Annotated in this window: 24 protein-coding genes; 10 read left to right on the forward strand and 14 right to left on the reverse strand. The window is 52.6% G+C overall.

Annotated elements, in window-relative coordinates; translation table 11 throughout:
* The first annotated feature begins 111 nt into the window (after positions 1-111).
* From gndA to RAL91_RS12340, 8 genes are all read left to right on the forward strand, one after another.
* On the forward strand, positions 112-1,536 hold the full coding sequence (gndA, locus tag RAL91_RS12305; RefSeq protein ID WP_306262671.1) for an NADP-dependent phosphogluconate dehydrogenase: 1,425 nt from the start codon (positions 112-114) through the stop codon (positions 1,534-1,536).
* A 94-nt stretch (positions 1,537-1,630) separates the two neighbouring features.
* Positions 1,631-2,482: an ATP-binding cassette domain-containing protein gene (locus RAL91_RS12310; protein WP_371932541.1), complete on the forward strand. Its 852-nt coding sequence runs from the start codon at positions 1,631-1,633 to the stop codon at positions 2,480-2,482.
* Positions 2,475-3,302, forward strand: coding sequence for a metal ABC transporter permease (locus tag RAL91_RS12315; protein ID WP_306262672.1), 828 nt, complete (start codon positions 2,475-2,477; stop codon positions 3,300-3,302). The genes RAL91_RS12310 and RAL91_RS12315 overlap by 8 nt, the downstream gene beginning before the upstream one ends.
* A complete protein-coding gene (locus RAL91_RS12320) occupies positions 3,299-3,724 on the forward strand; it encodes a Fur family transcriptional regulator (protein ID WP_306262673.1) in 426 nt (141 codons plus the stop codon). Before RAL91_RS12315 ends, RAL91_RS12320 begins: the two co-directional genes overlap by 4 nt.
* Positions 3,725-3,766: 42 nt before the next feature.
* Entirely contained in the window at positions 3,767-4,747 is a 981-nt protein-coding gene (gene denD / locus RAL91_RS12325) for a D-erythronate dehydrogenase (RefSeq protein WP_306262674.1), read from the forward strand.
* Positions 4,748-5,042: 295 nt separating this feature from the next.
* Entirely contained in the window at positions 5,043-6,554 is a 1,512-nt protein-coding gene (locus RAL91_RS12330) for a UxaA family hydrolase (RefSeq protein WP_306262675.1), read from the forward strand.
* Between the two features lie 122 nt (positions 6,555-6,676).
* Positions 6,677-7,576, forward strand: coding sequence for an NAD(P)-dependent oxidoreductase (locus RAL91_RS12335; protein ID WP_306262676.1), 900 nt, complete (start codon positions 6,677-6,679; stop codon positions 7,574-7,576).
* 21 nt (positions 7,577-7,597) lie between these two features.
* The gene (locus RAL91_RS12340) at positions 7,598-8,500 is read left to right on the forward strand and encodes a DMT family transporter (RefSeq protein WP_306262677.1); all 903 of its coding nucleotides are present in this window, start codon (positions 7,598-7,600) and stop codon (positions 8,498-8,500) included.
* 12 nt (positions 8,501-8,512) lie between these two features.
* Here the strand turns inward: RAL91_RS12340 and RAL91_RS12345 are convergent, their stop codons facing one another.
* The 8 genes from RAL91_RS12345 to nagB form a co-directional block, all read right to left on the reverse strand.
* Positions 8,513-8,635, reverse strand: a complete 123-nt coding sequence (locus RAL91_RS12345) for a hypothetical protein (protein WP_306262678.1) — start codon at positions 8,633-8,635, stop codon at positions 8,513-8,515.
* Between the two features lie 143 nt (positions 8,636-8,778).
* The gene (gene aroQ / locus RAL91_RS12350; RefSeq protein ID WP_306262679.1) at positions 8,779-9,219 is read right to left on the reverse strand and encodes a type II 3-dehydroquinate dehydratase; all 441 of its coding nucleotides are present in this window, start codon (positions 9,217-9,219) and stop codon (positions 8,779-8,781) included.
* Positions 9,220-9,376: 157 nt separating this feature from the next.
* The gene (locus RAL91_RS12355) at positions 9,377-10,183 is read right to left on the reverse strand and encodes an IclR family transcriptional regulator (protein WP_306262680.1); all 807 of its coding nucleotides are present in this window, start codon (positions 10,181-10,183) and stop codon (positions 9,377-9,379) included.
* A gap of 146 nt (positions 10,184-10,329) precedes the next feature.
* Positions 10,330-11,298, reverse strand: coding sequence for a substrate-binding domain-containing protein (locus tag RAL91_RS12360; protein ID WP_306262681.1), 969 nt, complete (start codon positions 11,296-11,298; stop codon positions 10,330-10,332).
* 83 nt (positions 11,299-11,381) lie between these two features.
* Positions 11,382-12,671 carry an ABC transporter permease gene (locus RAL91_RS12365; RefSeq protein WP_306262682.1) on the reverse strand — a complete coding sequence of 430 codons (1,290 nt, stop codon included), beginning with the start codon at positions 12,669-12,671 and terminating at the stop codon, positions 11,382-11,384.
* A 37-nt stretch (positions 12,672-12,708) separates the two neighbouring features.
* On the reverse strand, positions 12,709-14,271 hold the full coding sequence (locus RAL91_RS12370) for a sugar ABC transporter ATP-binding protein (protein ID WP_306262683.1): 1,563 nt from the start codon (positions 14,269-14,271) through the stop codon (positions 12,709-12,711).
* A gap of 570 nt (positions 14,272-14,841) precedes the next feature.
* A complete protein-coding gene (locus RAL91_RS12375) occupies positions 14,842-15,054 on the reverse strand; it encodes a hypothetical protein (protein WP_306262685.1) in 213 nt (70 codons plus the stop codon).
* A gap of 157 nt (positions 15,055-15,211) precedes the next feature.
* Positions 15,212-15,991 (reverse strand): glucosamine-6-phosphate deaminase, encoded by a 780-nt coding sequence (gene nagB / locus RAL91_RS12380; RefSeq protein ID WP_306262687.1) that lies wholly within the window; start codon positions 15,989-15,991, stop codon positions 15,212-15,214.
* A gap of 461 nt (positions 15,992-16,452) precedes the next feature.
* On the opposite strand from nagB, the gene RAL91_RS12385 reads away from it, so the two are divergent.
* Both RAL91_RS12385 and RAL91_RS12390 read left to right on the forward strand, forming a co-directional pair.
* A complete protein-coding gene (locus RAL91_RS12385) occupies positions 16,453-18,696 on the forward strand; it encodes a S8 family serine peptidase (protein ID WP_306262689.1) in 2,244 nt (747 codons plus the stop codon).
* A gap of 11 nt (positions 18,697-18,707) precedes the next feature.
* On the forward strand, positions 18,708-19,868 hold the full coding sequence (locus tag RAL91_RS12390) for an MBL fold metallo-hydrolase (RefSeq protein ID WP_306262690.1): 1,161 nt from the start codon (positions 18,708-18,710) through the stop codon (positions 19,866-19,868).
* Between the two features lie 86 nt (positions 19,869-19,954).
* On the opposite strand, the gene RAL91_RS12395 is transcribed toward RAL91_RS12390, so the two are convergent.
* The 6 genes from RAL91_RS12395 to RAL91_RS12420 form a co-directional block, all read right to left on the reverse strand.
* The gene (locus tag RAL91_RS12395) at positions 19,955-20,293 is read right to left on the reverse strand and encodes a hypothetical protein (RefSeq protein WP_306262692.1); all 339 of its coding nucleotides are present in this window, start codon (positions 20,291-20,293) and stop codon (positions 19,955-19,957) included.
* Between the two features lie 4 nt (positions 20,294-20,297).
* Complete coding sequence (locus RAL91_RS12400; RefSeq protein WP_306262694.1) at positions 20,298-21,008, reverse strand: orotate phosphoribosyltransferase; 711 nt, start codon at positions 21,006-21,008, stop codon at positions 20,298-20,300.
* A 29-nt stretch (positions 21,009-21,037) separates the two neighbouring features.
* Positions 21,038-22,036 (reverse strand): dihydroorotase, encoded by a 999-nt coding sequence (gene pyrC / locus RAL91_RS12405; protein ID WP_371932542.1) that lies wholly within the window; start codon positions 22,034-22,036, stop codon positions 21,038-21,040.
* 62 nt (positions 22,037-22,098) lie between these two features.
* Positions 22,099-23,379 carry a Zn-dependent hydrolase gene (locus RAL91_RS12410; RefSeq protein ID WP_306262698.1) on the reverse strand — a complete coding sequence of 427 codons (1,281 nt, stop codon included), beginning with the start codon at positions 23,377-23,379 and terminating at the stop codon, positions 22,099-22,101.
* On the reverse strand, positions 23,376-24,320 hold the full coding sequence (locus tag RAL91_RS12415) for a dihydroorotate dehydrogenase (protein WP_306262700.1): 945 nt from the start codon (positions 24,318-24,320) through the stop codon (positions 23,376-23,378). Before RAL91_RS12415 ends, RAL91_RS12410 begins: the two co-directional genes overlap by 4 nt.
* Entirely contained in the window at positions 24,314-25,156 is an 843-nt protein-coding gene (locus RAL91_RS12420) for a dihydroorotate dehydrogenase electron transfer subunit (RefSeq protein WP_306262702.1), read from the reverse strand. Before RAL91_RS12420 ends, RAL91_RS12415 begins: the two co-directional genes overlap by 7 nt.
* Between the last annotated feature and the right edge of the window lie 6 nt (positions 25,157-25,162).

The following is a 25,162-nucleotide window of genomic DNA, read 5'->3' on the forward strand; positions in this document are numbered from 1 at the left end:
GTCGCTGATTGGCACATGAATTCAAGTCAGCCCGATTGAGGAATGACCGGAACTGTTATACAAGTTCCTTCCAACTCGTTCGAGCTCCAAGTTAAACCAATAGAGACATTTATGACCCCAAGTGATTCAAATAGCGCGGAAATCGGCCTGATCGGCCTTGGCACAATGGGAGCCAGTCTTGCTCTGAATATTGCTGAGAAGGGATTCCCGATCGCAGTCTTCAACAGGACGACATCCAAGACGGATGAGTTCTACGCCAATGCAGGCGATCTCGCTGAGCGCGTTGTTCCAACCGAAACACTTGAGCAGTTCGTTGCGGCCATAAAAGCACCGCGCGCCATCATTCTGATGGTCCCGGCTGGTGATGCCGTTGATCAGCAAATCGCCGCTTTGCGCCCCCTGCTGGACAAGGATGATTTGATCATCGACGCGGGCAATGCAAATTTCCACGACACCAACAAACGCGCTGCAGATGCCAAAGAGGCCGGTGTGCCCTTTATCGGCATCGGTGTGTCCGGCGGTGAAGAAGGTGCGCGCCACGGTCCGTCCATTATGGGCGGCGGTCCAAAACCGGCATGGGATCGCGTCGCCCATATTCTGGAAGCAATTTCTGCAAAATATGAAGACACGCCTTGCGCCACATGGATGGGTGAGGGCGGTGCCGGCCATTTCGTCAAGGCCGTTCACAACGGCATTGAATATGCGGACATGCAGATGATTGCCGAAGTCTATGGCATTATGCGCGATGGTTTTGGAATGGACGCGGCGAAAGTCGGCGAGGTGTTCGACACCTGGAACGCAGGCACGCTGAAATCCTATCTGATCGAGATTTCCGCAGCTGTTGCCAAAGCCAATGATGCGAAATCCGGTGGCCCCCTTCTGGATATTATTCTCGACAAGGCTGGACAGAAGGGCACAGGTCGCTGGACAGTGATTGAAGCTCAGCATCTGGGCGCACCCATCACTGCCATTGATGCAGCCGTTGCCGCGCGCAATCTGTCTTCAAGACTGGAAGAGCGCAAAGCCGGAGAAGCAATCTTTGGCGCTGCGCCGAAAAGCCTGAGCACAGAAGCATTGTCCACTGAATCGCTGGAAATGGCGCTGATTGCCGGCAAGATTGTCTGTTATGCACAAGGGTTCCAACTGCTGCGTACGGCATCTGAAAACTTCGATTGGTCATTGCCCCTGCCGGATGTGGCACGGGTCTGGCGTGAAGGCTGTATCATCCGCTCCACGATGTTGAATGATATGGCGGACGCTCTGACAGAAAACGCTGATCAGAACCTGATGTTTGCACCGTATTTCTCGCAGAAACTGGTCGAGACCGAAGGCAGCCTGAGACGTGTTGTCGCCGCTGGTGCCTTGCATGGATTGCCGCTTCCGGCGCTGAGCAACGCATTGTCCTATTTCGATATGATGAGGACAGGCCGCTCGACCGCGAATATGATCCAGGGTCAACGCGATTTCTTTGGTGCCCATTCTTTCGAGCGACTGGATTCAGAAGGCAGTCACCACGGCCCATGGAAGCAGGGCTGACGCTGCCCGTATCAACAGGTCACCAAACGCTCTTTCTTGCGTAACATTATAACATATGTGATAAGTCGCGACCCTGTCGCACTTATCCGGTGGCCTGTCAAAAGTGACAATTTCGCAAAATCCAATTGCATCCCTTAGCAATGCAGGCGTGTATCGCGACAGCAAATGGCTGGTTCGCGGTATTGAATTTGACATTCAGCGCGGCGAGATCGTGACCCTGATCGGACCGAACGGGTCCGGCAAGTCCACAACGGCCAAAATGGTTCTTGGTTTGCAGAAGCCGAGTGAGGGCAAGGTGACCCGGCTGCCTGGCCTTTGCGTTGGTTATGTCCCACAAAAGCTACATATTGACTGGACGTTACCGCTGACGGTGCGCCGGTTGATGACACTGACAACCCGCCTCAGGGCCGCGGATATAGCTCAGGCTTTGGAACGAACCGGCATTGCCCATCTGGCAGCCGCAGAGGTGCGTCATCTGTCTGGGGGAGAGTTTCAGCGCGCTATGCTGGCCCGTGCCATTGCCCGCAAACCGGATCTGCTGGTGTTGGATGAGCCGGTGCAAGGCGTCGATTTTACAGGCGAACTGGCACTCTATGAATTGATTTCGAGCATCCGCAACGAACTGGGATGTGGCATCCTGCTGATTTCCCATGATCTTCACGTGGTGATGGCCGCCACCGACCAGGTGATCTGCCTGAACGGCCACGTGTGTTGCAAGGGCACACCAGGCGCAGTTGCGGAAAGCCCTGAATATCTAAAGCTGTTCGGTGCGCGCGCATCATCAGGTCTTGCGGTCTATCAGCATCATCACGACCATACCCATCTGCCCGATGGCACCGTGCGGCATGCAGATGGAACAGTGACGGAGCACTGCCACCCGGATGATGGTCATCACGACCATGAGGCCGACGAACCCAAGACAAGGGATGATTCGTCACATGCTTGATGATTTTTTTGTGCGCGCTTTGATCGCTGGCATTGGGGTGGCTTTGATTGCCGGTCCGCTGGGTTGCTTTATCGTGTGGCGGCGTCTGGCCTATTTTGGCGACACGCTGGCCCATGCGGCTTTGTTAGGGGTCGCATTGGCGTTTTTGCTTGAGGTGAATATCACCGCGACCGTGTTTTTCGTGTCAGCTTCGGTCGCGATATTGCTGTTGCTGCTCCAGAAAAAAGCAAGCCTGTCATCAGATGCGTTGCTGGGGCTGCTGTCGCATTCCTCATTGGCACTTGGCCTGGTTGTACTCGCTTTTATGGGCTCGGTGCGCTTTGATTTGATGGGGTTGTTGTTTGGTGACATTCTCTCGGTTTCCAAGGGAGATATCGCCCTGATTTATGGCGGTGGATTGGCCGTTCTTTTGGTGTTGGCGGCGGTTTGGCGACGTCTGTTTGCCGCAACTGTCAGCCCCGAACTTGCGGAAGCTGAGGGCATGCGCCCTGACATTGCCAATATTGTTTTCATGCTCCTGATGGCCATGGTCATTGCCATCGCGATGAAAATTGTTGGCGTATTGCTGATTACAGCTTTGCTGATTGTACCTGCAGCAACAGCGCGCAGATTTGCAGCAGGCCCTGAACAAATGGCAGTCCTGTCTGCATTGATCGGAGCGGTTGCCGTGATTGGCGGTCTGTCAGGATCTTTGCGGTGGGACACGCCATCGGGGCCCTCTATTGTTGTTGCCGCTTCGCTACTGTTTATTCTCAGCCTGTCATCTGGTATCCGCAGGTTCACAAACCGCTCAGAAACAAGGGAAGGGCCGCTGAAATGAATCAAACCGGATCAACTGAAAAGCCCCTGACCAAGAATCAGGAACTGGTATTCGGAGCTCTGACGCGAACAGAAGAGCCCCAAAGCGCCTATACATTGCTGGACAGGCTGCGCGCCGACGGATTGCGCGCGCCTTTGCAGATTTATCGGGCTCTGGAGAAATTGATCGATCTGGGATTGGTCCATCGTCTGGAATCGCTCAACGCGTTTGTCGCCTGCAGTCATCCCACATGCTCTGACCACACCACAGTTGCGTTTGCGATCTGTGATGATTGTGGGCTGGTTGATGAAGTTGCAGATGAACGGCTTACCTCGAATCTTAAAGAGGTGGCGGATGATTATCGCTTTGCCTTGAAACAGTCCATTGTTGAACTGCGTGGAACATGTAAGGACTGCGCCACAAGACCGGTAAATCCGCAGTAATCTGGCCGGAAGCAATGCAACATCACAGGGAGAATTGGTAGTTTGAGAGTTTTGATATTGGGCGGCGCCGGAATGGTCGGTCAGAAACTTGTCGGCCGGTTGGTCGCGGATGGTTTGGTCGCTGGCACAATCAGCGAGCTGATTCTTCATGATGTTGTCGCGGCAGCAAAACCCGAAGCGTCTTTCCCGGTGACAGCACTGGTTGGCAATCTTGCCGATCCCGATGAAGCCAGGAAACTGGCCGGGTTGAAACCGGACATCATTTTTCACCTGGCGGCCATTGTGTCTGGCGAAGCAGAGCAGAATTTCGTCAAGGGCTGGGACATCAATGCACGTGGCACTTGGTGGTTACTGGAAGCGTTGCGCGAAGAAACCGAGGCCAGTGAACAGGCCTATTGTCCCAAACTTGTTTTCACCTCCTCAATCGCCGTCTTCGGCGCACCTTTTCCAGACAAGATCACTGATGAATTTCTGACGGCACCGCAAACTTCCTATGGTGCTCAAAAGGCTATGACGGAATTGCTGATCAATGATTACAGCCGCAAAGGCTTGATTGACGGTATTTCAATCCGCCTGCCGACCATTTGTGTGCGTCCGGGCAAGCCGAATCTGGCGGCGTCTTCCTTCTTTTCCGGTATCATTCGCGAGCCCTTGAATGGGCAGGAAGCTATTTTACCGGTGCCGGACACTGTGCGTCACTGGCATGCCTCTCCACGCTCTGCAGTTGGTTTTCTGGTTCATGCAGTCAATATGGATACAACATCATTGGGCGCACGACGTGCATTGAACATGCCCGGCGTATCCTGCACCGTGGCGGAACAAATTGACGCACTTCGCGTCATAGCCGGTTCTGATGCAACCAAGCTGATCCGCCGGGAACCCAACGATACCATTATGAACATTGTGAAAACCTGGGCTCAGGACTTCGCGCCGGAGCGCGCCCTGGCGCTTGGTTTCACAGCAGAAACCAGTTTTGATGAAATCATCAAAATCTACATCTCTGAAGAACAGCCGGGGACATAAGTAAGAGACAGTAACTTTGAGCGGATAGCGCCGTTCTCGGAGTTCATAATTTTCTTACCAGGAGATCTCATCTTTACGATGGTCATTTGCCGCCCAGTGCAATAAAACTGGTATGCTAGTCTGTTGGCGGACACATCTTTTCTCGCTGTCAGCCATTATGGCCCGCGGGAAATCGGATCGCTGTCAGCAGATTGGTTAAGTCAGGAAACATGCCTGCGGATCATCAACGCAGCAACTCTAAACACACCTAAACACGGGGCGTCTGAAGCGCTCCGGTGCGCCTAAGGAATTTACTATGTCGGATTTCATCCGCCTTGACGCCGCAGATAATGTGGTCACCGTCACCAAGCCAACAGAGGCTGGTCAACAGATCGAAAACACCGAAACCGGGTCTTTGGTGCCGCGCGGGCACAAGGTTGCTACGGTTCACATAAAGTCAGGTGAAGCGGTTCGCAAATACAATCAGATCATTGGCTATGCGTCAGAGGATATTCCGCCGGGGACGCATGTGCACACCCAGAATATCGAGTTCCGCAATACACAGGCCGATTATGAATTTTCGACGGACCTGCGCCCAGTTGAGCCGGTAGCAGAGAGTGCGCGTGATACCTTTATGGGATATCGCCGCAGCAACGGAAAAGTCGGCACCCGAAACTATATTGCCATTCTGACCTCCGTGAATTGCTCGGCTACTGCAGCACGCAGAATCGCTCAGGCATTTGGCCCCGAAGAATTGGCAGACTATCCGAATGTCGATGGTGTCGTGGCCTTCGTCCACGGAACCGGATGCGGCATGGCGGGCGATGGCGAAGGCTTTGATGCATTGCAGCGGGTCATGTGGGGCTATGCGCGCCACCCGAACCACGCTGGTGTTCTGATGGTCGGCCTTGGCTGCGAGATGAACCAGATCGAGTGGCTCCTGGAAGCCATGGGTATTCAGAGCGGACCATTGTTCCATGCCATGAACATTCAGGATGTCGCCGGCCTGCAGAAAACCGTCGACATTGGCATTGAAAAAGTCCGCGCCATGTTGCCGGAAGCCAACAAATTTCAGCGGGAGCCTTGCCCGGTCTCTGAATTGTGTGTGGCCTTGCAATGTGGCGGATCAGATGCCTGGTCGGGCATTACTGCAAATCCAGCTTTGGGTTATGCCTGTGATCTTCTGGTAGCGCAGGGCGGGACAGGTGTTCTGGCTGAAACGCCGGAAATTTATGGTGCCGAACACCTTTTGACCCGCCGTGCGGTCGACGAGAAAACAGGAAAGAAACTGGTCAATCTCGTGCGCTGGTGGGAAGATTACACGGCGCGCAACAAGGGCTCCATGGACAACAATCCAAGCCCGGGAAACAAAAAGGGCGGTTTGACCACCATCCTGGAAAAATCACTGGGAGCTGCCGCAAAGGGCGGTACGACGCCGCTGATGGGTGTCTATCGCTATGGCGAACCGGTTACGGCCAAGGGGTTCACCTTTATGGATTCACCCGGCTATGATCCGGCTTCCGTAACCGGCCAGATAGCGTCCGGTTGCAATCTGGTTGCGTTCACGACGGGCAGGGGATCTGCCTTTGGTTCCAAACCATCCCCATGCATCAAAATTGCCACCAATTCTCAAATGTACGAACGCATGACCGGGGATATGGACGTCAATGCCGGTGAAATGCTGCTGGATGGGGTTAGCCTGGAACAGAAGGGCCGCGAAATTTACGAACTCCTCATTCGCGTTGCTTCTGGCGAGCAATCGAAATCAGAAGCGCAGGGCCTGGGCGATTACGAATTTGTGCCGTGGCAAATTGGCGCGACCATGTAGCGCAACGACAAAATTTCAATCCGGAACCTGTTGAACGACAGCAGATCGATCACATCAGGCGGATTTCGCACCAGAATCATTCTATCAACGCAATCAAATAAGCATTTGATAAAAGGAAGAAAATGTCAAAACCCTCAATCGGATTTCTCGGCCTCGGACTTATGGGTTCGGCCATGTGCCAACGTTTGCTGGATTTGTCCTATCCGCTGACCGTCATCGCAAATCGATCACGCGAGAATGTGGACAAAGCGGTTGCACGTGGTGCGGTTGAAGTGAAAACGGCACGCGAAGTTGCTGAGCGCAGCGACATTGTCATGCTGTGCATGGACACATCGGCCTCTGTCGAATCTCGTATGTATGGCGATGAAGGGGTCATTGCAGGGCTCAGCCCTCAGGCGGTCGCGATTGACTTTGGAACCTCTTTGCCAAACTCCACACGGGCAATTGGCGAAGCCGTTTCAGTCAAAGATGCGACCTATCTGGATGCACCATTGGGACGGACACCTGCTCATGCCCTGGACGGTGCCCTGAACATCATGTGCTCTGGTGATCGGGCTGCATATGATCGTGTTGAGCCGGTGCTGAAGGATCTGGGCGAGAATGTGTTCCATCTGGGTGTGCTCGGATCGGGCCACACGATCAAGCTGATCAACAACTTTTTTGCAATGACAACGGCGAACGCCATGGCTGAAGCATTTGCCATCGCAGACAAGATGGGCGTTGCACGTGAGCAGGTCTATGCAGTTATGTCCGCTGGACCCAACCATTCCGGCATGATGGATTTCGTCAAGGCCTATGCGGTTGACGGGAACCCGAATGCGCTTGAGTTCGCGATTAAGAACGCGAACAAGGATGTTGGTTATTACGGCCAGATGGCATCTGACGCGCATGTGGATTCCATCATGTCCAAATCTGCTCGTGAGGCGTTGTCCAGTGCCGTGGATGCTGGATTTGGTGACAAGATGGTCAGCGAGATGGTGGATTTTCTGGCGGAGAAATACGCAAAGCCGGGCTCCAGTTAGACAGTCAGGGACAAGAGCCCAATGTCGGGACTGACCGCAAAGGCAAATGAAGACAGGGTCATGAGCGGCATCCTTTTGATGCTGGGCGCATATCTGTTTTTCGCCTTTGTTGATGTCAGTGCCAAATGGCTGGCTATTGCCGGGTTGTCTGCCTTGCAACTGTCATTCATGCGCTATTTGGGACATTTTCTGATCTCCCTGTTCCTCATTGGCAAGGGCGGCTTCAGCTTCAACCGGTTTTCAAGCGAAAGGATGGTGCTCGTCGTTTTACGCGCGGCCTTGTTGATGGCGTCCACCATATTGAATTTCAGTGCGGTGGCCTATCTGCCGCTCACTCTGACATCGACGATCCTGTTTTCCACGCCGATTATCATCTGCGCGCTGTCGTGGCCCCTTTTGGGCGAGCGTGTCGGGTTCTGGCGCTGGAGCGCAATCATGATCGGGTTTGTCGGAATTCTGATTGCTATTCGGCCATTTGATTCCAGCTTTCACTGGGCCGTGACATTGTCTCTGTCCGCTGCATTCTGTTTTGCGCTCTACTCGATCCTAACCCGGAAACTGGCCGGCGTTGTGGCGGTGGACACGCTGCAATTCTATTCAGGATTCGTTGGAACAGTAGCATTGCTGCCATTTGCAATTTTTACCTGGCAGACTCCGACAAATGGACTGGACTGGACCATTATGCTTGTGATTGGCGTGTTTGGATGGCTAGGGCATCAATTGTTGACCAACGCCCACCGTTTTGCACCCGCGAGCACTTTGACGCCCTTCGGTTACACCTTCATTCTGTATCTAGCCGTGGCCAGTTTTCTGATATTCGATCATCTGCCCGACCGCTGGACCTTGATAGGCGGCGCAATCATTATTGTTGCGGGACTGTTGATCTGGTTTCGCGAAAAACAGCTCAGCCCAACTGCCAACTAGTCAGCCAATTATCTAGGGTGCGGACCCTTTATGGGTGATGAAATAGCAGAACAAATGGCAAAGAGATGCAAGGAAATGCGCGCAGAGCGGGCTTTCTGCCCGGTCAAGTGCTTTGACGCCGCAGGTAGCAGCCATTTTTCTGTCCATCAAGGATCGGGCCTGTTTGCCCGCAACCCGCGTCGCAAAGACTTGAAAGTCTTCAGACTTCCTGCTTCTTTGCTCCTAGTCTGCAAACAAACCGATCCCGACTATTTCACCACCCATAAAGGGTCCGCACCCTAGTCAGCCTGCACTTGGGCAACGGCTCGGCGAATTGCCAATTGGTAGCCCTGTGTGCCCATGCCGGCAATGACGCCATCAGCGCGCATGGAAACGTAGGAGTGGTGACGAAACGCTTCGCGTTGGTGCACATTGGAAATGTGCACCTCCATCACCGGTCCCTCAAATGTATTCAGGGCATCCAGAATAGCAACACTGGTATGCGTAAACGCGGCGGGATTGATAACAATCGCTGCGCCGATTTCCCGAGCCTCATGTATCCAGTCAATCAGTTCATACTCACGATTCGACTGGTGAAAACGAATGTCAAAACCCAGTTCCGATGCCAGAGAGCGGCAATCCACTTCAACATCGGCAAGGGTTTCATGCCCATAAATGTCAGGCTGGCGTTTTCCCAGCAAATTGAGGTTTGGTCCATTCAGGACAAAGATAAGTGACAAATTAGAACTCCAAGAATTGCCAGACCGAACCTGCGCGTTTGGACTGAAAGCATCCAACCAGTTTAAAACGGATGTCTGAACAATATCCTATAGCAAGTTTTTGGTCTGAATTCAGTGCAGATTTCGCAGTTCAATGGCTCAGGGCATCCATGAAATGTCAGGATGTCGGAGCAATCGCAGGAAGAACCAGATTTGGCATCGTAATGCTGATTTTGTCGCGCAACAGCTGTGTTGCCGCCAAAAGATCGTCCGCAATTCCCTGACGAATACCTTTCGATTTGCTGGTATCCATATAGGGGATGGTCACGACCGCAACCGTTCCCTTATGCGTGGTGTGCAGAACGGGCGCCGACAATTCACAGATTGAATCAGATTCCAGGCTCGGCATGGACACCAGATGGTCCTGTTCGCATTTTTCAATTTCCTCAGCAAATTCAGTGTGATTGCGATGATCCGGGTCACCAAAGTAGGACATGAATTCAAGGCGTTTCCGGTCTGGCAGGAACGCCAGAAAACAAGCGCCAGCTGACGTGTTCATGACCGGCGATGTGTGGCCTATCTGCACGGACAAGCCATAGCTTTTTGCAAGGGTTGCATGCGCTACAACAATGAAATTTTTGCCATGTAAAACAGACAGGTGGCACGAATATCGTGTCTTGTCTGACAGCTCCAGAAGGATGGGTGTAGCAAGGTCTGCAAGTTTGTTGTTGAGCGGGCGTTCCGCACCCAGAATGCCAAGACGGTCTGTCAGAACAAACTGGTCACCTTGTGCCCGCCTGATATAGCCCCGTTCTTCGAGCACAATCATCATCCGAAAAATCTCGCTCTTGGAGCGGCCAATACCAGCCGCAAGCTGCGAGAGGGAGGGAGCGGAATCCGTGAGGGACAGAAACTCGATAATATCCAGGCCCTTTTCCAGCGCGGGGGCTGAATATTTCTGCAGTTTGGATTGCGGGTCAGACACTGTGACTGTTGCCCTTTGGCTGGAACAGAATTCCTCTTCGAAGAACCCCCGAACAGATTTTGAAAAAGGCGCGGGGGCGGCTGGGCCGCCTCCACGCCATTGGAGAAGATAGGATAGACACTATTCTGTTTTCATCCGGTTACTTCTTACATCAGTCCATTGCGTTTGAGGATTTCCTCGGCATTTTCCGAAGTAATGGCTTCAGTATCCAGAACGACGGATTTTTCAACTTCTTCGCCGGCCAGATGTTTCAGCGCCTGACGCAGGCCTTCGGCACCTGGAGTTGGGTACAGGAAGGTTGCTGACAATTCACCCTTGTGAACCCACATCACGCCTTCATCGGGAAGACCATCAACACCTATAAAGATGATGTCTTTCTCACGTCCGGCATCTTTAGCAGCCAGATATGCGCCATAGGCCATTGGATCATTGTGACCATAGACCATGGTGATATCTTCGAAGTTGCGCAGGGCTGTGGACATGATGTCGTAGGCCTGGTCCTGTTTCCAGTCGCCGGATTGCTGATCCAGCAGGAATTCAACACCTTCTTCACCTTCAAACGCATCATGAAAGCCTTCAGACCGTTCGAATGTCGCAGTGATGCCAAGACCACCCCAGATTTCCACAATCTTGCCTTTTGCGTTGCCTTTGCCGCCCAATGCATCCAGCGCAAACTTGCCAGCAGCTACACCGATCAAAGCGTTGTTGCCGCCAACCCACTGAATGAATTTGTCAGTCTCGACATTACGGTCAAGCACAAACACCGGTATTCCGGCATCTGTTGCCTGCTCAACCACACCGGTGAGGCCAGCAGCTTCTTTTGGTGAAATCAGAAGAGCATCGACTTCCTGACGGATGAAGTTTTCAACATCAGCAACCTGCTTTTCCGTGCGGTCATTGGCATCGGAAATGAGCAGCTCAACATTGTCATGCAAGGCAGCTTCTGCCCGCAAATCCTTGTTGAACTGAACCCGCCATGGCTCAACTGTCGTGACCTGTGAAAAGCCGATGACATATTTGTCCGCAGCCTGCAGCGCACCTGTGCCACCGGCGGTTACCAGAAGCGTGGTCGAGGCAACAGCCATAAACCACTTGCTAAAAGACCTTCTGTTCATAATATTCTCCCTTGTCATGAGGAGGCACACAATGTGCCCCTTTGCGATGTCTCTAACCCTGTGATCCTCCAAGATTTGCGGGGTTAGAGATTTCTTTTTGGCCTAAGCATTTGCCTGATGACCAAAGAGACCTGTTCCAGCCGTCCTTCCTGAATCAGCACCGCAACGATGATGATCATGCCTTTCAGGATGAGCTGTGAATTGCTGTCGATGTTATTGAGTTGCAGAATGTTGCTGAGGAAGCCGAAAATCAGCACGCCGACCAGCGTGCCGATTATCGAGCCTCGTCCGCCCATGAGACTGGTTCCGCCGATAACGACGGCGGCAATGGCATCCAGTTCCAGGCCAAGACCCGCATCCGGCTTGCCCTGACGAAATTGTGCGACATAAAGAATGCCGGCAAAGGCCGACAACGCGCCCGCAATAGCGTAGGTGGTGATCTTGGCGCGATTGACATTGATACCGGCCAGACGCGCAGCCTCTTCATTCCCGCCAATGGCCAGCAAATAGCTGCCATAGGTGGTAAAACGCGCTGCCAGATAGGCAATCACAAACACGCCGAGGAAAAACAGGCCCGGCACCGGAATGACACCCAGAAACAGGCTGCGCAAAACCTCAAATGATTCAGCGGCATTGCTTCCGGTGTAAACCGGATAAACCGCCGTATCCTGACCGGCGATAACGCGGGCCAGCCCAAGGGCACCAACCATCATGGCCAATGTGACGATGAATGGTTGCAAACGGCCATGTACGATCAGCGAACCGTTCAAGGTGCCCATGACTGCCCCGATACAGGGCACTGCCAGAAGAACCGCCAGAACGCCAAACTTGGTCTGGACCTGACTGGCAAGCCAAACCATTGCTGCGGTCGCAATGACAACGGCAATGATCAGTGGCACGATGTTGTTGCGCAATCCCTTGTTCTGACTTGCCGTTTGATCCCGGCTAACCAGATTTTTTCGCAAAAAGGCAGCAGCACCAAAGACAATGACAAACAACACCGCGCCGGTTGCGGGAATGCCAAAATAGCTCGCTGCTGTCCAGCCTTCCTGGGTCAGAAGCATGGCGCAGATCACTGTTCCCAGAGCCAGGATAGATCCAACAGACAGATCAATGCCGGCGATGAAAATCACCAGCGTCATGCCAACTGCAACAATTCCGGTGACCGAGACCTGCCTCAGAACATCGGTCAAATTGCCGACGGACATGAATATGTTGTTGCCTTTTGATGACAGGGGCGATGTGAAGATGCCGAAGACAATCAGCGCTGCCAGACCCCAATAGAGCTTTGTTTTGGCAACGAGCGACAAAAGAATTGCCGTAGCAGGCTTTCCGCTCACACCTTGCGGCTTTGATAGGGACGTCGCTTTCATTTTGGTCTTCCTGTGTGATCTATCAAAGTCGAGGGGTTCATAAGAACTGCATCGCCAGGTGTTTGATGCCGTCATAGGACATCTCATCGCTTTCCAGCGTTCCGGTAACCCTGCCTTCACAAAGCACCATGACCCGATCACAGACGGCGAGAAATTCCGGAATTTCCGAACTGGCCAGTATGATCGAGATACCTTCGTCAGCAAGCTTGCCGATCAGAGTGTAAATTTCATCTTTTGCACCGATATCGATGCCTCTTGTCGGTTCATCCAGCAGCAAGATGCGGGGCGACGTGGCCAGCCATTTGCCAAGAACGATTTTCTGTTGATTGCCGCCGCTCAACTGGCCAACCAGATGGTCCGGCCCGCGTGCCGTAACACTGAGTTTTTCAATGACCGCCAGAGCCTCTTCCCGCTTGTGCTTTTCAGAGCGCAAGCCAAATCGTGTGGTTCGGGGCAGGAGGGGCAGAATAACATTATCGGCTATGCTGTGATTGAGGATGAGGCCGGTTGCCTTGCGATCCTCAGTGATGAGCGCAAGACCGCGGTCAACTGCGTCCACGGGGCTGCGCAGATTCACGGCTTCACCTTCAACAACCAGACGACCTGAATGATTGCCATTTCTGGCACCAAACAATGTTTCCAGAAGTTCTGTCCGTCCCGCGCCCAGCAGGCCACCGACGCCCAGAATTTCTCCCTTGTGAAGTGAGAACGACACATCCTGAAGGACCGGTCGCCCACCAGAAGAAATGCCGGATGAGACAGTCAGATTCTCGACTTCCAACACTTTTTCACTGGAAGGTTTGGTCTTGCGGTCAATACGAACCACTTCAATCCGGCGCCCAACCATGAGTTCAATGACATCCGTGGGCGTTGTGTCACTGGCCAGTACGGTGCCCAGATAGTCCCCGTCTCGCAGAACCGTAATTCTGTCGGATATCTCGAACACCTCATCCATGCGATGCGAGATATAAAGTACCGCAACGCCATTCAGAGCCAGATCACGGATTACCTCCATCAGAATGTCTGCCTCGGTCTGCGAGAGGGCAGACGTTGGCTCATCCATGATCAGCAGACGCGCATCCATCAGCAGGGCGCGTGCAATTTCAATCAACTGCTGCTCGCCCACGCGCAATTGTTTGACCGGTGTATCAATGTCGATTGTAAAGCCAAACCGCGCGAGGGCTTCCTTGGCCTTTTCCCGCATGCGGGTGCGATCCACAAAGAGACCACCAATCAGCGGTTCATGACCCAGCATCACGTTCTCCGCGACGGTCATTTCCGGGATAAGGCTGAGTTCCTGATGCATGATGGCAATGCCCTGATATTCCGCATCACGCGGCGTCTCAAAGCGCACAGGAACACCATCAATTGTCATGGAACCGGCGCTGGGCGTGTTCACACCACTGATGATTTTTACAAGGGTGGACTTTCCGGCGCCGTTCTCTCCCATCAAAGTGTGGATTTCTCCACCATTGATGATCAGGTCAACGTCGCGCAGAACCGATATGTCGGCAAAGGACTTTCCAATGCCTTTCAGTTCCAATGCAATTTTGCTCTCGCCCAACGAAATGCCGCTGAGCCGTTCCTCCTGGATCTGCATAGCTGCAGCCCTTTCCCCAAAGGCTTCATTTAAACCGAAGCTCTGTGTGTTTCATATATGAAACGATTTCACTTGTAAATCCAATATGAGATCAGGGCACCAGTCTCGAATACATGTATTTCATCGATGTTCTCGAAGAGGCGGCCTTCAAACAGGCCATGATGTGAATAATTGTGGCTCAAGGGGCCATCTACTGTTGGGTAATCACAGCTGCCAATTCAATCTCCCAATTGGGTTCAAACCTTAATAAAAGCCATGGCGGAAGGGAACAAATGAGCCGTGCGCATCCGTGCCACGTCATCTCACACGGGCTTGGAAGCTATCTGCGTCCTCTCCTGCAGCCAATGTGACAAGCACAATACTGTTTGAAACCGGAACGTGATCGCCAATCCCTAGGTCATCACCCACATCTTCTGACCGGACGATGGGTGCATTATTCATATTTAATGGAACAAATCGGTGAGATTTGGTTCTTGAATACACCCGATTTTATAGATCATACAGGGTTTCTCAAACCGGTGAGACGTTAGCTTCGTTCAATCCCAAGTTTGGACGGACAAGCAGTAACTATTAGTCAGTAAAAACCAAGAGACGTCCGTCCTCAACATCAACGCCAGAATTTCTCCCACCGTCACCAACTATAACCATTACACATGGCTTATCATAGGATTCACCACAACTTGTATCGGCATTCGCATTTGTGACAAATTGATTGAACGTCAAAGCCACCAGTGTTCCTGCAATGATGGTCAAGATAAATTTTGTGTAAGAGTCGATTAACATCAGAATCTCCAATAGAAATAGATAGTATGAAACTAAAAGTAAGTTAATTTGAAATATCATTCAATTTTAAGTTTATCAATTTTTGGATTGAAAATAAATGATAAATCCAAATATAGAAACGTGCATTAGATCGCGCTCATGTCGAGCTGTCGTCATCTCACAAAGGAGGGGCGTGTCCGCATGGATGGACCGATTTGTAATAATCCAGCAATTCAAGACGGGATGCAGCTTCGGAGTCCAGATAAATTTCGGCGTGCTGATGAAGCTGCAGGGCGCTGGCCGGGCACATGGCGGCCAACGGTCCTTCAATCATATTGCGGACTGCCTCGGACTTGCGTTTGCCAACTGCAAGAAGTGCAATTTCGGCCGCTCTCAGAATAGTCGCTATACCCATTGTGATACACAGGCGCGGAACGTCTTCCGGGGTCTCAAAATACCGACTATTTGCTTCTACTGTACTGGGGGCCAGTGTCTTTACGCGGGTGAGGGAAGCCAGGCTGGACGTAGGTTCGTTGAAACCAATATGGCCGTTTTCACCAATGCCAAGAAACTGACAGTCTATACCGCCACAATTCGTTATGGCATTCTCATATCGCCTTGCTTCCTTTGCCAGATCAGGTGCATTTCCGTTCGGAATATGAGTGTTTTCCGTTTGAAAGTCGCAGGGCTCAAACAAATGTTCAGCCATATAGGTATGGTAGGAAAGTGGATGCGCAATCGGCAGCGCCACATACTCATCAAGGTTGAAGGTGCGGACACCCTTGAAGCTGATGTCTCCGGCCAGATGAGTGCGGACCAGTTTGTCATACACAGGGTTTGCCGTGCCGCCGGTCGCCAAACCAAGTGTGCAGGTCGGATGCGACAAAACCTGTTTGATCAGCTTATCGGCGAGCGCATCAGCAGCCTGTTGTGCGGTGTCAAAAATCAGGACTTTCATAACACTCCTTTGTCGGTCATCCTGGAATGGCTTTCCTGTGTCCAGCCAGACTGACTACATCATAGCAGGGTCGCTATTCTCCCAGCCAGTTTGTATGTCGAGACACCACTCGGCAACCTGTTTCAGATATTTGGATTGCATTGTCGACGAGCCGAATGCAGCAAGTTCGAAGTCAGTGGTGCCGGGCTAAAATAATGGCCAAGATTTTTGTGGTTTCATCTTATGGCGGACGAAAATTGGGATCCCGGGCCATCAATGAAAATCATCATCAAATGATAGATGTCCAGCACACCACATGTATTCTCATGTTCGTTGCTTAGGCAATTTCTGCTTGTCTATTTGGCATGTGCTACCGGGTGAAGTAAATGATGTAGTTTTCTAACCTAGATTGACTTTTTCTGATTTTACAACATTTAATATGGGCGCATTTTCAGATTGTTGCTGAATTCAGTGGAGGGGACATGGAAGAGGGAGCCAGACGCAGATTGGTATTTACCAATAGTCTGCTTTTCGAAACGCCGGGGGGGCTTCGCTTTACCCAGGACAGTCCAATTCTTCCCAATGTCTGGTTGGCCTTTGCGGCCGAACCACATCGTCAGCATGAATTGATCCTGACCAACAATGAAAACGGCGGAACAGGGCGATCTGCCCATTTGATCCGGGAGATGCTGAACAATTACCGGATAAAGAAAGGGGAGGCTGGCAAGGACCTGGGAAAACGACCGCGCATTTCATATATTCCCGGCCAGATTGCCGCGCGTCTCTACTTTGATGAATTGATGCGAGTTGTGCTGCCGCTGACCCGTTGGTGGCATGAAACCTATGATCAACTCCGAGTGCTTCAGCACACAATGCCAGAGGATGTGGACGTTGCCGACTGGTTTCATTTTCCACAACCCGATCCGGAGCAGCGCCGTGAGCAGGACCTGTTTGATGCCTTGATGATGATGCGCCGTGATATCGACCCAAGTCATGCCAATGGGCGAGTTGCTCAAGACAATAAAAAGCGTCAGGAATACATTCGCAACATTCCCTCCGATTTATCCTGGTTCGTCCGCATCGGAGGCCTGATCGCAAATTGTTTTCAAAATGGTCATCTTCTGCTTGACGACCGGGACACACTGGGAAAGCTCTTTGAAAAAGAGTTCTCTTACCGGCGACGGGAGAGAATGGATCCCGATCTGATTGAAAATTCGACCGAGATGCTGGAGCGCGAAAAGCGGTCGGCAGTATCGCTCCAAGAGGCGCAGAATGCGCGTCGGCAGGTCGTTGCTGCGCTTACCAATCTTTATTGGGACTGGAACAAATCAGACGACTACCCAAGCGAAAAACTGATCTGGAGAGTCACCAAAAACCGGCCTATTCGTCTGGCGGTCAACAAATCTGTGCTTACAGTCAAGGCTGATGCAGCAATCCGGCTGTTTGATATCTCTTGCAAGACTATCACCTGGGCGGTGGTCGACAGCGGAATAGACTCCACCCACCAAGCCTTCAAAACAGTCACGCCTGAATATGAGAAAGAAGTTCGTGGCAGACTGGAATTGGAAAGACAAAAGGCTGAGGAAGCGGGCGCGCAACCAGCAAGGGAAGCCGGTGAGTTGCGTTTGGCGGATTTGAAGAAGAGCCGTGTTGTCAAAACACTTGATTTCACACGCCTGCGCGAGTTGCTGGATTGCGATATCGAGATCGATGAAAATGATGCTGTGGCAGATGAGCAGCGCCGCCGGGTGCTGGATGAAATGGTACGCAGAATGCCCGGCAAGGATCATGACGACAAAGTCCGTGCTGGCAAAAATCTGCTTGAAGAACTGAAACGCAGGATCAAGGACGGAAAGGATATCAGTTGGCAGGACCTTGAAGACGCCATTGTGGATCATCAGCCTGAGGTGCCCATGAATGACCATGGCACACATGTTGCCGGAATTCTGGGGGCCGACTGGATTGACGACCTCGAACATGAGCGCAAGGAGCCACTACATTCGCGCACGCGCCGGATGCAGGGTGTGTGCCCTGATATCAACCTGATAGACGTTCGGGTGTTCCGCGATGACGGGTTGACGGATGAGTTTGAACTGCTGGCGGCCATTCAGTATCTGCGCTGGATGAATTCCCGTGCGGGGACAATGCAGGTTCATGGTGCCAATTTAAGCTTGTCCCTGATTCACGAGGTTCGCCGTTTTGCCTGTGGCCGCACCCCCATTTGCGACGAATGCAACGAAGCTGTTGCGGCAGGAATGGTCGTTGTCGCCGCTGCTGGAAACCGGGGTTTCGAAATGTCGGATGTCGAGGAGGTCAGCTCAACGGATAATTATCGCTCGGTCTCAATCACAGACCCGGGCAATGCGACAGGTGTGATTACAGTCGGTGCGACACATCGAAAACGGCCACACGAATACGGCGTGAGTTATTTCTCCAGCCGGGGCCCGACGGGCGATGGGCGGTTGAAGCCCGATATTGTTGCGCCCGGCGAGAAAGTACGCGGTCCCACGCCAAACAATCGGGCCGAGTACAAGGATGGAACAAGCATGGCAGCGCCGCATGTGAGCGGAGCTTCCGCCCTGCTGATGGCGCGCCATACTGAGTTGATCGCCCAGCCCGAGCGGATCAAACGCATCTTGTGTGAAACCGCAACCGACCTGGAGCGGGAGCGGTATTTTCAAGGACACGGCCTGGTTGATATCCTGCGCGCGCTGCAATCGGTTTAGGAGATATTCAAATGACCGCTCTGACATTACGCGTCATAAAAGCAAAACACGGCGACAGTCTTTTGCTTTTTGCAGATGACAATACGATTCTGATCGATGGCGGTCCCTCTGGCGTTTACGATCGGTATTTGCGTCACCAACTGCAGGCTCTTCCCAAAAGCGGAGAGGAGCCGCCGGTCATTGACCTGGTGATGGTCAGCCATATCGATGCAGATCATATTGATGGCATTCTCGACCTGACAGCTGAATTGATAGAGGCACGCGATGAGGAGCGCGACCCGATCGTTCATGTTCGCCGCGCCTGGCATAACAGCTTCGCCGATACCATTGCAAAATCCGTCGGCGTCAGTCCAGCAGCAACCCGTAGCCAGGCCGCATCACTTGCCGGGGCGTTTGACGAGATGTCCCTCGGTGGTTTTGATCCGCACGAATCCAAACTTGTTCTGGCCAGCGTCGGTCAGGGGCGTCAATTGCGGCTTGACCTGAAGGCCCTCAATATTGACGTCAACCAGCGCTTCAAGGATCGGCTCGCATTGCTGGACAATGCGCAAACACCGTGGAAAAGCGGCGCGCTAAGCCTCGATGTGATCGGCCCCGGCCAAGAACAGGTGGACCGCTTGAGGAAGGAATGGGCCAAAAAGCTCAAGAAAATCCTGGAAAAAGAGGCCGACGCAGAGACCGCAGCCCACAGCATGGATACGTCTGTTTCCAATCTTGCCTCAATCGTCGTTGTCGCCGAAGCATATGGCAAGACAGTTTTGCTGACCGGAGATGCGCGCGGAAAGATGATAATGGAATGGCTTGAGAAGACCGGGCGTCTTCAATCAGGCGGAACGGTACATTTTGATATTTTAAAGCTGCCGCATCATGGCAGCGACCGAAACGTTACAAAAGAGTTTTTCCAGCGGGTTACCGCCGATCACTACGTGGTTTGTGGTGATGGCAAACATGGAAATCCGGAGCCAAATACACTCGACATGCTGTTCGAAGCACGGCCGGAGCTAAATTACACGGTTCATATGACTTACAGCCCTGCGGAGATCAAAACCCATAAGGATTTCAAGAAGGATGGTCTTGATGCCAAGTTGGACCAGATCCTCTCAGATCCAGGGCGTGTGGCGGCCCTGAATTTCCCCGGCGATGGTGCCACTCACATTGATATTTCCATTTGAGCTCGCGCTTGGTGGAGAATGAGCACAAAACGCTTGATCAAGACGCGTATAACGCCTGATTTAAACTCACCTCAGTGTTGCAATCACTATTCTGCGGACTTCAAAAATCGGTCATCAGCAATTTCGGTCGCAACGCGATTGAGCGTTTGGAGCTTTTTCGCTGGATCATTTTCCTGCTCTGTTTCGGCCAATCGCTCAACATAGCTCTTGAAGTTCAGATACGCATCCTCGGCACTCTGGCTGAGCAGGGGCTGATCATCATAAGTTTCCACAAACCTGTCTGCAGCAATGCTGAGCAGGTAATAGGCAGTCGCTTGGTCTGAATGGGTTTTGATACACTCGCGTGCCGCCCGGCCACATTCCGAATAGGCTCGGACGCCTTTGCCATTGTCTTCAATAATCTTCAAAAGCTCAGTCATACGCATGAAATCATTCCTTTTTACTCAAACCTGAAATCTCGGTGGCGCCGCCATTTGCACTGGACCATGCCAGGGGATCATCCAGAAAACTTTCAACCTGCTTCAGGGTTTCCGGATCAAAATAGTTTTGTGTTTTGCAGACATCCAGAACGTCGCGCCATGTGGCAAGGTAGTGAAGATTAAGACCAATCTTTTCCAGGTTTTCCCGGGCTTCGGGGAAAATGTCGTAGTAGAACACCACCACAGTGTCGGATATTTCTCCGCCAGCATGTCGGATGGCTTCGCAGAATTTAATCTTGCTGCCGCCATCTGTTGTCAGGTCCTCAACCAGCAGGACACGCTTACCCTCAATCGAGTTGCCTTCGATTTGCGCATCACGGCCAAATCCTTTTGGCTTCTTGCGGACATAGTGCATGGGCAGATTCAGCTTTTCGGCCAACCAGGCGGCAAAGGGAATGCCAGCAGTTTCGCCGCCCGTCACACTGTCGATCTGCTCAAATCCGATATCCCGCATTACCAATCCGGCTGTAAAGTCCATCAGCGTGTTGCGGATGCGGGGATAGGAAATGAGTTTCCGGCAATCGATATAGACAGGACTTGCAAGACCGGATGTGAACATGAACGGTTTGTCTGTCCGGAAATGGACAGCGTCGATCTCCAGCAACATTTTGGCTGTCATTTCGGCCATCAGTTTGCGGTCGGGGAAAGTGCTGGTGCTCATGGTGCTATCCTTTGGAAGATCAAATCAGGTCAAATCTCCCCACCGTTAATAGCTTCGTGGCTCCAAAACAATGGAAAGCCCGGATCAAATACAGTTATGTGGTCGTTTTGAACCGGAATCTGCTTTGGAAAGGCAATTGGCGCGTCCTGTTTTGTGAATTTCAGCTTTTTGTCATTTGGCTTCAGGCGGTAGAAGGCAGGGCCATTCAATGATGTAAAAGCTTCCATCTGGTCCAGCGCACCATCGTCCTCAAACACATGTGCCAGACAGTTCAGCGTGTTGATGGAGGTGTAAATGCCTGCACATCCGCAGGCCGTTTCCTTTGCGCCATCAAAATGTGGTGCCGAATCGGTGCCCAGAAAGAATTTGGGATTGCCGGATGTGGCAGCCGCACGCAGTGCCAGTCGATGGCTTTCGCGTTTCGCAACAGGCAGGCAGTAATAATGTGGCCTGATGCCACCAGCCAGATAGGCATTTCGGTTGATGATCAAATGGTGCGTCGTGATCGTCGCCGCGATGTTATCTCCACCGGCAGACACGTAGTCTATGCCATCGGATGTGGTGACATGCTCCATCACCACACGAAGTTCCGGAATGCGTTTGCGGATTGGATCCAGCACGCGCTCGATGAATACGGCTTCGCGGTCAAAGATGTCGATATCCGCATCGGTTACCTCGCCATGGACAAGCAGCGGCAGATTGATTTTTGCCATATGCTCCAGAATGGGCATGATTTTTTCAAAGCTGCTAACGCCGCTTTCGGAATTGGTGGTCGCACCCGCTGGATAGAGTTTCACTGCCTGAATGAGACCAGAGTCAGCGCCTGCCTGCAGGTCATCAATGTCGGTTTGCTCTGTCAGATAGAGCGTCATCAAAGGTGTGAAATCATCGCCGGAGGGCAGGGCGGCTTCAATCTGGTCTTTATAGGCTTGCGCCTGGCTGGTTGTAACAACTGGCGGAACCAGGTTTGGCATAATGATGGCCCGCGCCGACCAGGCGCTTGAATGGCCGATAACAGCCTTGAGCATTTCGCCATCACGCAGATGCAAATGCCAGTCATCCGGTTGCCGAATGATGAATTGTGAAGATGTCACTGAACGACCTCTGTGAGATAATTGAAGATGATATCCGTTCCGGCAATGAGATCAGGAATTTCCATGGCCTCATCCGGATTGTGGGATCCATTTCTGTTGCGTACAAAAACCATTGCCGAAGGAATGCCGGCATTGGCGAAGACGGCGGCATCATGCCCGCCACCCGACGGCATTGTGAAAGGTTCTTGCCTTATATGCGCCATAGACGCGGACAGGCCCTCCACCATCTGCTTATCGCAAAGAGCCGGTGCAGTGTGAAGCTCTTTATCCAGTTGAAACGTAACGCCGCGCTCCCGCTCGACAGACCTGATTTCCTGCTTCAGCAAAGACCGCACATCATTTAACGCCTCAGCACTTTGACTGCGAAGATCGAGGCTGAAATCCACAAGATCAGGTATGCGTGTCAAAGCGTGTCGCCCCGGGTCGGTTCCCACCATGCCTGCGGTCAGAACCAGATCCTCACCCTTTTGCAAAATGGTCAGCCAACTCTCATCCAGCCGTGTCAGAAGGTCTGCCATGGCCAGCACCGGGTCTTTTCGGTAGGCCCGTGGGACGGCGCCGGAATGCCCGGCCTCGCCGACGCATCTAATCCGTTTATGCCTGATATTACCGCGAATGCCGGAGACGACAGCTGCAGGCATATTCTTCTCGACAAGCAAGGGGCCTTGTTCAATGTGGAGCTCAATATAGGATTCGATACTGTCCGGATCGATGAGAGGTCGATGTTGATGCACCTGATTCATATTAATTCCAATATCCGACATATGGGCGCTCAGGCTGCGCCCATCTCCTTTGTGGACTGACTGCAGCTCGTCTTCATCCAGCTTTCCAAGCAGCGCCTTTGAGGCAATGTAGCAGGGGCCAAACCAGGCGCTTTCCTCCGCCCGCATGGCAATCACCTTAACCGGCTTTGCAAACCGAATTCCTAGATGCTTGGCACGGGCCAAACATAGCAGCCCGGCAATAACGCCAGCCAAGCCATCAAAGTTGCCGCCATTAGGCACGCTGTCAACGTGAGAGCCGACAAGCATATATTTGCTGGCGTCTGCGTCGTCCGGCAACGAAAACACCGCGTTCTGACCCGCATCATACTGGACCGACAAGCCCTGTGCGTGTGCGTAATCTTCCAGATATTTCAGTGTCTTGGTCTCAATGGCTGAAAAAGCAGGACGGCTGATCCCGGCTGTATCCGGAGAAAAGGCTGCGACCTCTTCAAACAGCTGTGCCGCAACGGTTTCGGCATCAAATGATTGCTCTAAATGGCTTGATCTGCTCATGGCGCGGCTTCCATAAACACCAGCCCGTCTGAGGCTTCTTCATCTTCAACCGAGCCCACAAGCTGGCCGACGTTCTGGAACCCTTGTGATGTCAGATAGGTTTCCAGCCCGTCGATCATGCGGACCATGATGTGCGGTTCAATGAAGGTAGCAGTCCCGATTTGAATAGCGACCGCACCGGCAATCAGATATTCAATCACATCGTCAACGGTCGATATACCGCCGCAGCCAATTACCGGAATGTCGACCGATTTGGCACATTGGTATGCCATGCGCAGCGCAATCGGCTTGAAAGCCGGGCCGGACAGGCCACCCATCAGATTGCCCAGTTTCGGACGCCTTGTATGAATATCAATAGCCATGGCAAGCAGGGTATTTGAAACCACCAGCGCATCGGCACCGGCTTCTTCCGCAGCTTTTGCAACTTCTGTGGTTTCGCCCGTATTGGGGGTCAATTTGGCCCATAAGGGCAGATCGGTCGCCTGACGCAATTTGGTCATGACCGCATGGGTCGTGGAAGGCCGCATGGCGAAGGCTTTGCCGTCTTCCTCAATATTCGGGCACGAGATGTTCACTTCAATCGCGGCCACGCCAGGAATGCTTATATCCTCGCACAGCGAGGCAAATTCATCAGCGCTGCCCGCTGAAATGCTGACAATCAGAGGCGCATCATACCGGTCATAGAACGGGATGACGTTGGCCTTGAACGCGTCCAGCCCCTTGCTCGGAATGCCAATGGAGTTGAGCATGGAGCCACGCACTTCGCAGACCCGAGGAGTGGGGTTGCCGCTGCGTTTTTCGCGGGTGATTGTTTTGGTGACATGGGCGCCCAGAACATCCAGATCGAACAATTGAGCAAGTTCTTCCGAGAACGTACCAGAAGCTGGCATAATCGGGTTTTTCAGCGTTAGCGAACCAATTCGGGTGGTCAGATCTAGCATCCGATGGCCTCCTGCAAATCGAAAACGGGGCCTTCGCGACACACACGCTCATTGACTGTTTTGCCATTCCGGTGGAAGGCACGGACACAGCATTGGCACATGCCGATACCGCAGGCCATTTGCTGCTCAAGGGCAATCTGTCCGGGAATATCGTGAGTTTTCCCAAGCGATTGAAGCAACTTCAGAATCCGGTTGGAGCCACACGTATACATGGCATCAATACCCGTATCGGCAATTTTGGCCTCAATGATGCGGCGCATATTGGCAACATCAGACGAACCTGTATCATCGGTGAGCGGAATGACATCGGCGCCCAATTCCCGAAAGTAATCCAACGACATAAGCGTGTCTTCAGAGCGCGCGCTGCAAATTGCGGTAAGGTTCCGGCCAAGCTTGTGGGCCTGCAAGGCGAGGGGGGCAAGCGTCGCCAATCCGACTCCGCGCGCCACCAGCAACAGGTTCTGCCAGTCGGGAAGAATGTCAAATCCGCGCCCAAGCGGACCGAGTACATTCAGCGATTGACCGGTCGTCAGTGTTGCCAGCGCTGAGGTGCCCTCGCCGGTGACCTTGTAGAGAAAATGCAATTCGCCCTGATCCGGGTAGTAGCCATAAATGCTCATGGGGCGGCGAAGATAGGGCTGCAGCTTTTCCGTGACCGGACACAGAATATGGAAAAACTGGCCCGGCGCACATTGAAGAATGGATTGCGGCGCATCCAGCACCAGCAGACGATATTCACCATTGACCGGCTCGTTGCGTTTGACGGAGCAAGAGACTTCAAACACAGGCATCATCTCAGGCGAAGCGGGCGATGTGGGTAATGGTATAATGTTCACAGTCTG

The organism is Pararhizobium sp. IMCC21322, from assembly GCF_030758295.1.
Lineage (GTDB): Bacteria > Pseudomonadota > Alphaproteobacteria > Rhizobiales.

Bases quoted from the DNA above. Each gene is read 5' to 3' on its own strand.
- RAL91_RS12340 (WP_306262677.1), top strand. From the start codon at position 7,598: ATGTCGGGACTGACCGCAAAGGCAAATGAAGACAGGGTCATGAGCGGC.
- pyrC (WP_371932542.1), bottom strand. From the start codon at position 22,036: ATGCTCAAGGCTGTTATCGGCCATTCAAGCGCCTGGTCGGCGCGGGCC.
- RAL91_RS12320 (WP_306262673.1), top strand. From the start codon at position 3,299: ATGAATCAAACCGGATCAACTGAAAAGCCCCTGACCAAGAATCAGGAA.
- gndA (WP_306262671.1), top strand. From the start codon at position 112: ATGACCCCAAGTGATTCAAATAGCGCGGAAATCGGCCTGATCGGCCTT.
- RAL91_RS12390 (WP_306262690.1), top strand. From the start codon at position 18,708: ATGACCGCTCTGACATTACGCGTCATAAAAGCAAAACACGGCGACAGT.
- nagB (WP_306262687.1), bottom strand. From the start codon at position 15,991: ATGAAAGTCCTGATTTTTGACACCGCACAACAGGCTGCTGATGCGCTC.
- RAL91_RS12375 (WP_306262685.1), bottom strand. From the start codon at position 15,054: ATGTTAATCGACTCTTACACAAAATTTATCTTGACCATCATTGCAGGA.
- RAL91_RS12365 (WP_306262682.1), bottom strand. From the start codon at position 12,671: ATGAAAGCGACGTCCCTATCAAAGCCGCAAGGTGTGAGCGGAAAGCCT.
- RAL91_RS12385 (WP_306262689.1), top strand. From the start codon at position 16,453: ATGGAAGAGGGAGCCAGACGCAGATTGGTATTTACCAATAGTCTGCTT.
- RAL91_RS12370 (WP_306262683.1), bottom strand. From the start codon at position 14,271: ATGCAGATCCAGGAGGAACGGCTCAGCGGCATTTCGTTGGGCGAGAGC.
- RAL91_RS12415 (WP_306262700.1), bottom strand. From the start codon at position 24,320: ATGCTAGATCTGACCACCCGAATTGGTTCGCTAACGCTGAAAAACCCG.
- RAL91_RS12400 (WP_306262694.1), bottom strand. From the start codon at position 21,008: ATGAGCACCAGCACTTTCCCCGACCGCAAACTGATGGCCGAAATGACA.
- RAL91_RS12315 (WP_306262672.1), top strand. From the start codon at position 2,475: ATGCTTGATGATTTTTTTGTGCGCGCTTTGATCGCTGGCATTGGGGTG.
- RAL91_RS12360 (WP_306262681.1), bottom strand. From the start codon at position 11,298: ATGAACAGAAGGTCTTTTAGCAAGTGGTTTATGGCTGTTGCCTCGACC.
- RAL91_RS12330 (WP_306262675.1), top strand. From the start codon at position 5,043: ATGTCGGATTTCATCCGCCTTGACGCCGCAGATAATGTGGTCACCGTC.
- RAL91_RS12345 (WP_306262678.1), bottom strand. From the start codon at position 8,635: ATGGCTGCTACCTGCGGCGTCAAAGCACTTGACCGGGCAGAAAGCCCG.
- RAL91_RS12335 (WP_306262676.1), top strand. From the start codon at position 6,677: ATGTCAAAACCCTCAATCGGATTTCTCGGCCTCGGACTTATGGGTTCG.
- RAL91_RS12395 (WP_306262692.1), bottom strand. From the start codon at position 20,293: ATGCGTATGACTGAGCTTTTGAAGATTATTGAAGACAATGGCAAAGGC.
- RAL91_RS12410 (WP_306262698.1), bottom strand. From the start codon at position 23,379: ATGAGCAGATCAAGCCATTTAGAGCAATCATTTGATGCCGAAACCGTT.